This window comes from Streptomyces sp. NBC_01537 (assembly GCF_045040445.1).
GTDB lineage: Bacteria > Actinomycetota > Actinomycetes > Streptomycetales > Streptomycetaceae > Actinacidiphila.
Window position 1 is genome coordinate 1,245,688 of the sequence record NZ_CP109392.1, and the last position, 10,923, is coordinate 1,256,610.

At 72.1% G+C, this 10,923-nt stretch carries 12 protein-coding genes; 10 read left to right on the forward strand and 2 right to left on the reverse strand.

Features of this window, described 5'->3' with window-relative positions; translation table 11 throughout:
- Window positions 1-57: 57 nt before the first annotated feature.
- From OG607_RS05795 to OG607_RS05830, 8 genes are all read left to right on the forward strand, one after another.
- Window positions 58-789: an enoyl-CoA hydratase family protein gene (locus OG607_RS05795; RefSeq protein WP_405719638.1), complete on the forward strand. Its 732-nt coding sequence runs from the start codon at window positions 58-60 to the stop codon at window positions 787-789.
- Window positions 777-1,406: a TetR/AcrR family transcriptional regulator gene (locus OG607_RS05800; RefSeq protein ID WP_405719640.1), complete on the forward strand. Its 630-nt coding sequence runs from the start codon at window positions 777-779 to the stop codon at window positions 1,404-1,406. Before OG607_RS05795 ends, OG607_RS05800 begins: the two co-directional genes overlap by 13 nt.
- A 184-nt stretch (window positions 1,407-1,590) precedes the next feature.
- Window positions 1,591-1,887 carry a hypothetical protein gene (locus OG607_RS05805; RefSeq protein ID WP_405719642.1) on the forward strand — a complete coding sequence of 99 codons (297 nt, stop codon included), beginning with the start codon at window positions 1,591-1,593 and terminating at the stop codon, window positions 1,885-1,887.
- Window positions 1,887-2,837, forward strand: a complete 951-nt coding sequence (locus tag OG607_RS05810; RefSeq protein ID WP_405719644.1) for an FAD:protein FMN transferase — start codon at window positions 1,887-1,889, stop codon at window positions 2,835-2,837. Before OG607_RS05805 ends, OG607_RS05810 begins: the two co-directional genes overlap by 1 nt.
- Window positions 2,834-3,412 carry a ferric reductase-like transmembrane domain-containing protein gene (locus OG607_RS05815; RefSeq protein WP_405719646.1) on the forward strand — a complete coding sequence of 193 codons (579 nt, stop codon included), beginning with the start codon at window positions 2,834-2,836 and terminating at the stop codon, window positions 3,410-3,412. The genes OG607_RS05810 and OG607_RS05815 overlap by 4 nt, the downstream gene beginning before the upstream one ends.
- Window positions 3,413-3,415: 3 nt before the next feature.
- On the forward strand, window positions 3,416-4,681 hold the full coding sequence (locus tag OG607_RS05820) for an NADH-ubiquinone oxidoreductase-F iron-sulfur binding region domain-containing protein (protein WP_405719648.1): 1,266 nt from the start codon (window positions 3,416-3,418) through the stop codon (window positions 4,679-4,681).
- A 2-nt stretch (window positions 4,682-4,683) separates the two neighbouring features.
- Complete coding sequence (locus tag OG607_RS05825) at window positions 4,684-4,935, forward strand: ferredoxin (protein WP_405719650.1); 252 nt, start codon at window positions 4,684-4,686, stop codon at window positions 4,933-4,935.
- A 113-nt stretch (window positions 4,936-5,048) separates the two neighbouring features.
- On the forward strand, window positions 5,049-6,392 hold the full coding sequence (locus OG607_RS05830) for a M14 family metallopeptidase (RefSeq protein WP_405719652.1): 1,344 nt from the start codon (window positions 5,049-5,051) through the stop codon (window positions 6,390-6,392).
- 216 nt (window positions 6,393-6,608) lie between these two features.
- Here the strand turns inward: OG607_RS05830 and OG607_RS05835 are convergent, their stop codons facing one another.
- Window positions 6,609-7,532, reverse strand: coding sequence for a GNAT family N-acetyltransferase (locus tag OG607_RS05835; RefSeq protein ID WP_405719654.1), 924 nt, complete (start codon window positions 7,530-7,532; stop codon window positions 6,609-6,611).
- Between the two features lie 86 nt (window positions 7,533-7,618).
- Here OG607_RS05835 and OG607_RS05840 point away from each other — a divergent pair, with 86 nt between their 5' ends.
- Window positions 7,619-8,158 carry a DUF402 domain-containing protein gene (locus OG607_RS05840; RefSeq protein ID WP_405719656.1) on the forward strand — a complete coding sequence of 180 codons (540 nt, stop codon included), beginning with the start codon at window positions 7,619-7,621 and terminating at the stop codon, window positions 8,156-8,158.
- A gap of 10 nt (window positions 8,159-8,168) precedes the next feature.
- Window positions 8,169-8,828 (forward strand): SAM-dependent methyltransferase, encoded by a 660-nt coding sequence (locus OG607_RS05845; protein ID WP_405719658.1) that lies wholly within the window; start codon window positions 8,169-8,171, stop codon window positions 8,826-8,828.
- 43 nt (window positions 8,829-8,871) lie between these two features.
- Here the strand turns inward: OG607_RS05845 and OG607_RS05850 are convergent, their stop codons facing one another.
- Window positions 8,872-10,776 (reverse strand): hypothetical protein, encoded by a 1,905-nt coding sequence (locus OG607_RS05850; RefSeq protein WP_405719660.1) that lies wholly within the window; start codon window positions 10,774-10,776, stop codon window positions 8,872-8,874.
- Window positions 10,777-10,923: the final 147 nt, after the last annotated feature.

The following is a 10,923-nucleotide window of genomic DNA, read 5'->3' on the forward strand; positions in this document are numbered from 1 at the left end:
CCGAGAGGCCCGAAGGGGCCCGAAGGGGCCCGAAGGGGCCCGAGGCCGAGGAGATCGATGACACTCGTACCGACCACGCACGACCGGGGCATCACCACCCTCACCCTGGACTCACCGCACAACCGCAACGCCCTCTCCGCGCAGCTCGTCGCCGAGCTGTCCGACGAACTGGCCCGGGCCGCGAAGGCACCGGAGGCACGCGCGGTGCTCCTCACCCACACCGGCGGCACCTTCTGCGCCGGAGCGGACCTCAAGGATCCCCCCTCGCCCGCCGCCGCCCGGCGACTCGCGGAACTGCTGCGCGGCATCGTCGAGTTGCCGAAACCCGTCATCGCCCACACCACCGGCCACGTACGGGCCGGAGGCCTCGGCCTGCTGGCCGCCTGCGACATCACCGTCGCCGGGCCCGAGGCCACCTTCGCCTTCACCGAGTCCCGCCTCGGCCTGGCACCCGCCGTCATCTCGCTGCCCGTACTCCCCCGCCTCGACCCGCGAGCCGCCGCCCGCTACTACCTCACCGGCGAGAGGTTCGGCCCCGCCGAGGCCGTCCGGATCGGCCTGGTCACCGCCCCCGACACGGCCCTGCCCGGCATCCTGGACGGCCTGCGCGCCGCGTCACCGCAGGGCCTGGCCGAGTCCAAGCGGCTCACCACGGCCGCCGTGCTGCGGGCCTTCGCACGCGACACCGACGCGGCCGTCGAGCAGTCCGCCCGCCTCTTCGCCTCCCCCGAAGCCGCCACCGCCATCCGGGCCCTCCTCGAACGCCGGGACCCGCCATGGGCCCTGTGACGCCACGCGTGACCCCCCGCGCCCCGCAGCAGGACCGCAGCCGCGCCACCCGCCGTCGCCTCCTCGAAGCCGCAGTCTCCTGCCTCGCCGAACACGGCTGGGCCGGCAGCACCGTCTCCGTCGTCGCCGAGCGCGCCGGCGTCACGCGCGGCGCCGCCCAGCACCACTTCCCCACCCGCGAGGACCTGTTCACCGCCGCCATCGAGCACGTCGCCGACGAATGGCTGCGCACGCTGCGCGAGCGCGCCGACGCCCTCCCCCGCACCGGCGCCCTCCGCACCCGCGCCGTCCTCGACATGCTCGTCGACCTCTACACCGGCCCCCTCTTCCGCGCCGCCCTCCGCCTCTGGGTCGCCGCCACCGACGAGGACCCGCTCCGCCCCCGCGTCACCGCCCTCGAACTCCGCCTCGGCCGCGAGGCCCACCGCCTCGCCATCGAACTGCTCGACGCCGACGAGAGCGCCCCAGGTGTCCGCGAGATCATCCAGGCCACCCTGGACATGGCCCGCGGCCTCGGCCTGGCCAACCTGCTCAGCGACGACAGCGCCCGGCGGGCCGGGGTAGTCCGGGAGTGGGCGCGGGTATTGGACCGCAGTTTGTCTCATAGCGAGTCTTAAGGCCGGGCCCCGGAAAGCTCACTGGGGGATCACTGGCGGCTCATAGGTTTCTCAGGCCCGTCCCTGAAGGTTGCTCATAGAACGAAAGCGCGAGCAGGGACAAGCAGGGAAGGGAGCAGCCGCCATGTCATGGGGGTCAGGAGGGGCCGGGGACAGTGTCCGCAGAGGCTCGGCACGTACGGGAATGGTGACGGCGGGCGTGGCGCTGGCGGCGCTGTGCGGGACGTTCGCACTGATCGGGGTCATGCCGGACGACACGGTGTCGGCGAGCGGTTCGGGTTCCGGTAACAGCGGTTCGAGCGGGACGACTTCGTCGAGCGCTTCGAGCTCACCGAGCGCGTCGAGCTCCTCAAGCTCGTCGAGCTCGACGAGCAGCTCGAGCAGCTCCGACTCCAGCTCGTCCTCGACGCTGCAGGCGGCGAGCAGCAGCCCGACCGCCGCCGCGCAGGACTCCGGCGACGCGACCTCGGGGAGCTCCTGATGCGCACGACGACGCTGGCATCGGCGGACTTCCGGGCGCTGGGGTGTCTGGTGCGGCTGGTGGTGACGGACCCGGACCATCTGGACGCGTGCCGGTATCTACTGGAGCTGGATCTGGCGGAGGTGGACGAGGCGTGCAGCAGGTTCCGGCCGGACTCGGAGCTGGTGGCGCTGGACGGGGCGGCCGGGCGTGCGGTGCCGGTGAGCCCGCTGCTGCTGGAGGCGCTCGCGGTGGCGCTGCGGGCGGCGGAACTGACCGGCGGGGATGTGGATCCGACGGTGGGGTCGGCGATGGACGCGCTCGGGTATGACAAGGACTTCGAGCTGGTGGAGCGGGACGGCAAGCCGCTGCGGCTGGACGTGCGGCCGGTGCCGGGATGGCGCAAGGTGCGGCTGGACCAGGTCTACGGGACGGTGACGATGCCCGCCGGGACGCGGCTGGATCTCGGGGCCACGGCCAAGGCGTGGGCGGCCGACCGGGCGGCGCGGATGCTGGCGGCGGCCTCGGGCTGCGGGGTGCTGGTGAGCCTGGGCGGTGACACGGCGGTGGCCGGGCCGCCGCCGGAGGGCGGCTGGCGGATACGGGTGCAGGACATCACCGGCCATCCGGACGAGGCCCCGGTGGGCCCGCACACGACGGTGGCGATCAGGGACGGCGGCCTGGCGACCTCGGGCACCTCGGCCCGGCGGTGGCGGCGCGGCGGGCAGGAGCTGCACCACATCGTGGACCCGCGTACCGGGCAGCCGGCCCGGACCCCGTGGCGTACGGTCACGGTCGCGGCGGCGACCTGCGTGGACGCCAACACCGCCAGCACGGCGGCGATGCTGCGCGGCGAGTCGGCGCAGGAGTGGCTGACCGCGCTGGGGCTGCCGGCCCGGCTGGTGGCGGCCGACGGCACGGTACGCACGACCGCGGGCTGGCCCTGCGAGGAAGCGGGGGCTGCGGCATGACGCTCTGGTATCTCAACCGTGCGACCGGGGTGGTCAGCCTGGTCCTGTTCACCGCGGTGGTGCTGCTCGGTGTCGCGGTCCATCTGCGCACCAGGCTTCCGGGCCTGCCGCGCTTCGGGACCGTGACCCTGCACCGCAGCGTGTCGCTCATCGCCGTGGTCTTCCTCGGGCTGCACATCGTGACGGCGGTCGCCGACAGCTATGTGTCCATCTCCGTCGCCGATGTGGTGGTGCCCTTCGCGGGCTCGTACGAGCCGCTGTGGCTGGGCCTGGGCACGGTCGCGTTCGACCTGCTGCTCGCGGTGGTCGCGACCAGTCTGCTGCGGGCCCGGCTGGGGCACGGCACCTGGCGGGCGGTGCACTGGCTGGCGTACGCGTCCTGGCCGCTGGCGGTCGTGCACGGGCTGGGCATCGGCACGGACCTGGCGTCCGGCTGGCTGCTCTGGCTCGGCATCGGCTGCGTCGTGGCGGTGGCCGCCGCGCTCGCCGCGCGCATGACGCTCGCGCCCCGGCGGCGCAGGCCCGCCGACCTTCTGGAAAACACTCGCCCCAGCTCTCGCCCGATCGGAGTCTGACCGATGCCCGTCACCGAAGCCCCGGCGCCCGCACGGCTGTTGCCGCTGTACGGAGCCGACAACCTTCCCGCGCATGCCGCGCTGCACGGCCCCCCGCCGTACGCCGCCGCGGGCACCCTCATACAGACCCTGGCCGATGCCGGGCTCGCCGGTCACGGCGGCGCGGCGTTCCCGGTGCACCGCAAGCTGACGGCGGTCGCGGAGGCCGGGCGGCGCGGAGGCCGCAAGCCGGTCGTGGTCGGCAACGGCGCGGAGGGCGAGCCCGCCAGCGAGAAGGACAAGACGCTGCTGCGCCGGGCGCCGCATCTGGTGCTGGACGGGCTGCAGTTGGCCGCGGCGGCGGTCGGCGCCGGCGAGGCGCAGCTCGCGGTCGAGGAAGGCACGGGGCTGCTGGCCGCTCTGCAGAACGCGGTGGGCAGGCGGGCCCGCGCCGGGATCGACCTGCTGCCGGTACGGATCGCGGAGGTGCCGCGCCGATTCCTGTCCGGCGAGTCCTCGGCCCTGGCCGAGCGCCTGTCTGGGCGGGCGGCCCTGCCCCGGCACCCCGAGCCGCCGGTGCGCGAGCGCGGAGTGGGCCGGGCCCCGACCCTGGTGCAGAATGTCGAGACGCTGGCCCACCTGGCGCTGGTCGCCCGTTACGGCGCCCAGTGGTTCCGCTCGGTCGGCACGAGCCACGAGCCGGGCAGCATGCTGTGCACCGTGCACCTGGCCGGCCGTGAGCCGGCGGTGGTGGAGGCCGCGTACGGCACGCCGCTGCGCAGGCTGCTCCTGCTCGGGCAGGGCGATCCGGCGCAGGCCGTGCTGGTCGGCGGCTACCACGGGGCGTGGATTCCGGCCGCCCATGCCGTACAGCTGCGGCTCTCGGCGGCCGACCTGACGCCGTACGGGGCCACTCCCGGCGCGGGAGTGCTCGCCGCGCTGCCGGCCGACCGTTGCGGGCTGGCCGAGACCGCTCGCGTACTGCGCTATCTCGCCCTGCAGTCGGCGGGCCAGTGCGGCCCCTGCCTGAACGGGCTGCCGCGGATCGCCGCCGCCTTCGCCGAACTGGCCGTGCCGGGCGCGCCGGAGCGGATCGCCCTGGTCCGCGACGACATCGCCCGCTGGTCCGGGCTGGTCGAGGGCCGCGGTGCCTGCCACCATCCCGACGGCACCGTACGGCTCGTGCGCAGCGCGCTGACCGCCTTCGCGGGCGAGGCCGACTGCCACGCCGCCGGATACTGCCGGGCGACCGACCACACCCCGCTGCTGCCGGTCCCGGAAGGAAACTGACGATGAGCCGTACGAAGGAGGCGGGGGCGGCAGAGCAGTCGATCGCCGTCGACTGGACCGCCTGCCAGGGGCACGGGCTGTGCGCCGAGCTGCTGCCCGAGCACATCACGCTCGACGAGTGGGGCTATCCGCTCCTCGACGGCGAGCCGGTGCGCCGCGCGGCGGTGAAGCGGGCCCGGCGGGCGGCGGCGGACTGCCCGGTGCTCGCACTGAAGCTGAAGCCGAAACCGCAGTCGTACACAGCAAACGCATAGGGAGCTTCAAGCCAAAACCACGAACCGCCATTGACGAGCCCATGTCAACGCAAAGAACATCGTGAACGCACCCCGCACTCCTGCGCATATCCCCCACATCCAGGAGGACGTTCATGAGGTTCCCCCGAACCGGCAGACGGGCAACGGCCACCGCCGCTCTGCTCGCTCTCGCCCTGGCCGGCTCGCTGGCCGTGCAGGCCGACGCGTCACCCTCGACGGAAGGCGGCCGGCCCACGAAGGCCGCGGTCGCGGCCGCCGACGAGTCCGTCCAGCAGTACGAGGTCGCCGGCCCCCGCACCTTCGCCGACCGCAACCGGCTCACCGCCACCGGCGCGTCCATCGACGCGGTGCTCGAACACACCGTCGTCATCAGCGCGACCGCCGCCCAGGCGAGGAAGGTCCGGGCGCTGGGCTACCGGCTCGCCGTCCTGGAGGAGCCCGAGGCCGACGACGGCACCGTCCATGTGGACAACTTCCCGAGCGCCGACTCGAACTACCACAACTACGCGGAGATGACCTCGGAGATCGCCACCCTGGTCGCCGCGCACCCCACCATCATGTCCCAGCAGGTGATCGGCACCTCCTACGAGGGCCGCAACATCACCGCCATCAAGATCAGCGACAACGTCGGCACCGACGAGTCCGAGCCCGAGGTGCTGTTCACCCACCACCAGCACGCCCGTGAGCACCTCACCGTCGAGATGGCGCTGTACCTGCTGCACCAGTTCGGCGACAACTACGCCTCCGACAGCCGGATAGCCAACATCGTCAACACCCGTGAGATCTGGGTCATCCCGGACCTCAACCCCGACGGCGGCGAGTACGACATAGCCACCGGCAGCTACCGCAGCTGGCGCAAGAACCGCCAGCCCAACTCCGGCTCCTCGTACGTCGGCACCGACCTCAACCGCAACTGGGCCTACAACTGGGGCTGCTGCGGCGGCTCCTCAGGCTCCACCTCCAGCCTGACCTACCGCGGCTCCGCCGCCGAGTCCGCCACCGAGGTGAAGGTCGTCGCCAACTTCGTACGCAGCCGGGTCGTCGGCGGCACGCAGCAGATCAAGGCCGCCATCGACTGGCACACGTACAGCGAACTGGTCCTGTGGCCTTTCGGCTACACGACCACGAACACCACCACCGGCATGACGGCCGACCAGTACAACACCTTCGCCACCTTCGGCAACACCATGGCCGCCACCAACGGCTACACCCCCGAGCAGTCCAGCGACCTCTACATCACCGACGGGTCGATCGACGACTGGCTGTGGGGCAACCAGAAGATATTCGCCTACACCTTCGAGATGTACCCGACCGCGAGCGGCTCCTCGGGCTTCTACCCGCCCGACGAGGTGATCGCCGCGCAGACCAGCCGCAACCGGGAGGCCACGCTGCTGCTCCTGGAGGAGGCTGACTGCATGTACCGGGCCATCGGCAAGCAGTCGACGTACTGCACGTGAGCCAGGGGTGCGCGGGCTAGGGCCTGTCCGGCGGATCAGGGTCGGATAGGCCGCGGCGTCTGGTGCGGTACATCGCAAGGCGCCGGAATGCCCACAGACTGGTTTGTCTGTGGGCATTCCGGCAACGCCGCGAGGTGCCGCCCGCCGCGCCAGCGGCTGATGTCACTGTGGCGTCGCGGACCCGGCCAAGATCCGCCGGACAGGCCCTGGGCCGGATCAGAGGCCCAGCCCGCGCACCATCCGCCGTTCGGTCGCGCACGGGACATACCCGAACCACTTGTTGACCGCCAGCATCGGCCCGTTCCCGAGGTCGTTGCCGGTGAACGCCTCCGTGTAGCCGGCCGCGCGGGCGCGGTGCAGCGAGTCGTTCTTGGCGAGCTTGGCCAGCCCCCGGCCGCGATACCCCCGGCGGGTGCCGGTGCCGGCCGAGAAGTAGCGGGTGCCGCCGTCGGTGTGGGCGGTGCACAGCGCCGCCACGACACCGTCGACCAGGACAGCGGTGGTCAGCGCCCGATCCAGCTCGGGGCGGGACCACTCGTTGGCGAGCCAGGACTCGTACGGCGGGGCGTCGGTCGCCACGTCGTTGGGCTCGTCCTCGATCGACTCGGCGTCGGCCTCGTACAACGGCCGGGGATCGGCGGTGAAATCGGCCGCCGTACGCAGCTCGACACCGTCCGGCAGCGGCTGACGCGCGGGCAGCCCGGCCGTCAGGTCGAGGCGCTGGAAGGCCGAGGAACTGCCCGCCCGGTAGCCGCGCTTCTCGCCGAAGGCGACCGAGCCGTCGTCGTCCAGGGCCCACACGTACACCGCGGTCGCGCCGAGCCCGGCGACATACTCCTCGCCCGCCGCGAGCAGGGCGGCGCCGGCGCCCCGGCGGCGCTCCGCCGGATGCACATTGACGTTGACGTAGGCCTGACCGGGTGTGCTGCTGTCGTGGAACAGGCCGGTGCGGCCGCAGCCGACGACCCGACCGTCCAGGTCCGCGACAAACAGCCGGTAGCGCTGCGCGGCGGGCGCGTTCGCGGCATTCCAGGCGATGACCTCCGGGGTGTTGGCTCCCATATAGGGCAGCGCCGCCCTGACCACACCGGAAACTCCCTCGGCGTCGCCGACCCGGAACTCGCGCACGATCAAGGTCATGGCAACGGACTTTACGTCACGGCCCCCGGCCGCCGCCGCCGAATTTCGGTGGCCGCCCGGCGCCCCCGTGCGTAAGGCTGTGGCGCATGAACGCCACTGATACGGCAGCCGTGCTCACCCCCGGAAGCGCTGTGACGGTCCGGCTCGTCAAGCACCCGCGCCCCGACGTCCGCTACCCCGCGACCGTCGTCGCCGACGACGGCACGCATGCCGTCGTACGCGCCCCCTGGGCCGGAGCCGCGAGCCGTGACTTCGGATTCGTCACCTTCGAGCACGGCGACCTCTTCACCGAGCACTACTGGCGCGACCGCTGGTACTCCGTCAAGGAGGTCCACGCCGCCGACGGCACCCTCAAGGGCTGGTACTGCGACATCGCCCGCCCCGCCGTCATCGACGGACCCTCCGGCTCCCTCACCGTCGCCGACCTCGACCTCGACCTCTGGCTCTCCGCCGACCGGGCCACCGTCCTGCGCCTCGACGAGGACGAGTTCCTCGACAGCGGCCTCGACGACCGCGACCCGGACGCCGCCCGGCAGGCCCGGCGCGCCCTCGACGAGCTGGAGGAGCTGGCCCGCCGCGACGCGTTCGGGCCGCTGCTGAGCCATGACTCGCCCGCGCGCTTCTAGAGGGCGGACCATGGACTGGAGCGAATGGCACGACCATTACGACCTGCCGGATTCCAACCTCGCGCGACGGCTCCAGGTCGTCCGGGAACAGATCCGGCAGACCCTGGACGCCTGCCCACCGGGGCCGCTGCACGCGGTGAGTGTGTGCGCGGGACAAGGGCGCGATCTGCTCGGCGTACTGCCGCAGCACCCGCGCCGGGAGGACGTCGCCGCACGCCTGGTCGAACTCGACACGCGCAACGCGGCATCGGCGCAGCGCGCCGCCAGGGCGGCGGGCCTGCGCAATGTCGAGGTCGTGGTGGGCGACGCCGGGCTGACCGGCACCTACCGGGGCATGGTCCCCGCCGATCTGGTGCTGATGTGCGGGGTGTTCGGCAACATCACCGACGAGGACATCGAGCGCACCGTCGGATACTGCGCCCAGCTCTGCGCGCACGGCGCGACGCTCGTGTGGACCCGGCACCGCAAGGCGCCGGATCTGGTGCCGCAGATCTGCGAGTGGCTGGAGGCGCGCGGTTTCGAGCGGCAATGGCTGTCCGACCCGGGCGCCGGCTTCGGCGTCGGGGTGCACCGCTTCGCGGGAGAGCCCCAGCCGCTGGAGCTGGCGCCCGGCACGCGCATGTTCACCTTCGTCGGATACGACGTGCTGCGCAGCCGCCGGACGGGCTGAATTCAGCCCGTCCGGCGGCTGAGGGCGCGGGACGCGGGACGCGCTAGCCGACCGTGAGGACCAGCGCACCGCTGTACGTGCTGCCCGCCGTGATGGCCGTGGCGGTGCCGTCGACCGTCAGGGAGACGGACTTGCCGCGCGGGGCGGTGACGGAGGCGCCGGAGGCGAGGACGAGCTTGGTGAGGTGGGAGGTGCCGGTCACCTTCCAGGAGGAGCCGCTGCCGAGGGTGACGATGACGCCGTTGTTGACGGCGGCCTGGGCGGTGTTGGTGACCTCGCCGAGCTGCCGGTACTCGGCCGAGGTGATGGTGCTGACGGCGTGCACGGCGGAGGTCGCGGAGATCACGCCTTCGACGCGGGAGCCGTCGAAGGTCAGGACCAGGTTCTTGCCCTTGCGCATCGCGTTGTAGAAGTCGCCCTTGAGCGCGATGTCGGTGAAGGTCGCGGCCGCGTCGGCGGTGTGGACGGCGGTGACGTCGAAGCTGCTGTCCTTGGTGGCGGCGCCCGTCGGCTCGGTGTAGACGCCCGCGTTGAGCAGCACGCCGTCGACCATGACCGGTCCGGGGTCGTCGTCCTCCATCACCTGCAGGATGATCCCGTTGCGGGGGTTGAGCTTCGCGCCGTCGGAGCCGTCGACGGTGATCGTGACCTGCTGGCCCTTGTCCAGGAAGGTGGACTTCTCGGAGTTGACGACCGTGCCGCCGCTGATGTCCACCGAGCCGGCGCCGTGCCACATGAAGCCCCAGCGGCGGGAGTTGATGACCGTGGGCCGCACGGGTATCGCGGCCAGCTCGCGGGCGGTGAGGCCCAGCTCCAGGTCCTCGTTGAGCTGGGCGACGGCGGCGCGGGTGCTGTCGCCGTAGTGGATGGCGCCGCCGCGGTTGATGGCCGCGTACGTGGCGACCTCCAGCCGCGAGCCGAGGATGCGCTCGGTGGCGTTGCCGATGGCGTAGGTGCCGTAGCCGTCGATTCCGGTGTTGCCGAACTCGCAGTTGATGGCGGTGAGCTGGGTGTTGGAGCCGTTGTCGACGGACAGGGCGCCCCAGGCCTCGGAGAAGACCGAGGAGTTGATGTAGGTGGCCTTGGTGGCGGTGCCGAGGAGGTTGGTGGCGCGTACGTTGCCCGAGATGCCGAGCATCCAGGGCGCGTCCTCCATGTAGGGGGTGTTGACGGTGGACTGGTAGTCGTCGGGCAGGACGCCGTTCTTGGTCAGGATCGTGGAGTTCTTGACGATGACGTTGCTGCCGCCGTCGGCGATGACGGCGGTGCGGACCGCGCCCTTGGTGTCGATGTCGGCGCCCTCGACCACCAGGGTGGTGTCGGTGCCCGTGCCGAGGACGGCCGCGCCGTAGCCGACGAAGTCCGAGCGGCCGTTGCCGGTGAAGCGGATCCGGGGCCGCTGGAGGGTGTAACTGCCCGCCGCGAAGACGCCGTTGTAGGCCTCGCCGGTCGAGGAGATGCGTACGTCCTTGGCGTAGGCGTCGGTGAGGCGGCCGCCGACCACGCCGGCCAGGACGGAGGAGGCCTTGACCACGCCGTCGGCGTCCACGTGGATCGCCTGGCGGAAGGGGAAGACGAGGCCGTTGTAGGTGATGTCGTTGGCGGTGGCCACGGTGAGCACGATGTCGCCGCGGTAGGTGCCGGCCTGGATCGCGGTGTCGGTGCCGCCGGTGCCGATGATGGCCTCGCCGGTGTCCACGCCGTTGACGGTCATCGACAGGCTGTAGCCGTCCGGAACCGTGATGCTGCCGCCCTCCGCGATGGTGAGGACGTTCACGCGGGTGGTCGCGGTGAGCTCGTAGGTCTCCCCGGCGCCGACCGAGATCTTCCCGACCGTCGCGGCTCCGGCGGCGGTGGCGAGCGCGGGAACCAGCAGGGCCCCGGTGGTGGCGGTTCCGGCGACCAGGATCGCGCGTCTGGTCATCTGCGGCATGCTCTGTCGTGCCATGAACAACTCCCTTGTCATCCATGCCTGGCCATGTGGGGATGGCCGGCCCTAGGTTCGCGTTCACGAGTCAAGCAACCTGAGGGAAACAAGGGGAAATGGTCAATCGCTATGCCAGCCATGGCCCGACCCGGTACTCAGCGGCCGCAC

Excerpts from the sequence above, each read along its gene's own strand:
- OG607_RS05820 (WP_405719648.1), top strand. The coding sequence starts at position 3,416 with ATGCCCGTCACCGAAGCCCCGGCGCCCGCACGGCTGTTGCCGCTGTAC.
- OG607_RS05840 (WP_405719656.1), top strand. The coding sequence starts at position 7,619 with ATGAACGCCACTGATACGGCAGCCGTGCTCACCCCCGGAAGCGCTGTG.
- OG607_RS05795 (WP_405719638.1), top strand. The coding sequence starts at position 58 with ATGACACTCGTACCGACCACGCACGACCGGGGCATCACCACCCTCACC.
- OG607_RS05800 (WP_405719640.1), top strand. The coding sequence starts at position 777 with ATGGGCCCTGTGACGCCACGCGTGACCCCCCGCGCCCCGCAGCAGGAC.
- OG607_RS05805 (WP_405719642.1), top strand. The coding sequence starts at position 1,591 with ATGGTGACGGCGGGCGTGGCGCTGGCGGCGCTGTGCGGGACGTTCGCA.
- OG607_RS05835 (WP_405719654.1), bottom strand. The coding sequence starts at position 7,532 with ATGACCTTGATCGTGCGCGAGTTCCGGGTCGGCGACGCCGAGGGAGTT.
- OG607_RS05830 (WP_405719652.1), top strand. The coding sequence starts at position 5,049 with ATGAGGTTCCCCCGAACCGGCAGACGGGCAACGGCCACCGCCGCTCTG.
- OG607_RS05850 (WP_405719660.1), bottom strand. The coding sequence starts at position 10,776 with ATGGCACGACAGAGCATGCCGCAGATGACCAGACGCGCGATCCTGGTC.
- OG607_RS05845 (WP_405719658.1), top strand. The coding sequence starts at position 8,169 with ATGGACTGGAGCGAATGGCACGACCATTACGACCTGCCGGATTCCAAC.
- OG607_RS05815 (WP_405719646.1), top strand. The coding sequence starts at position 2,834 with ATGACGCTCTGGTATCTCAACCGTGCGACCGGGGTGGTCAGCCTGGTC.
- OG607_RS05825 (WP_405719650.1), top strand. The coding sequence starts at position 4,684 with ATGAGCCGTACGAAGGAGGCGGGGGCGGCAGAGCAGTCGATCGCCGTC.
- OG607_RS05810 (WP_405719644.1), top strand. The coding sequence starts at position 1,887 with ATGCGCACGACGACGCTGGCATCGGCGGACTTCCGGGCGCTGGGGTGT.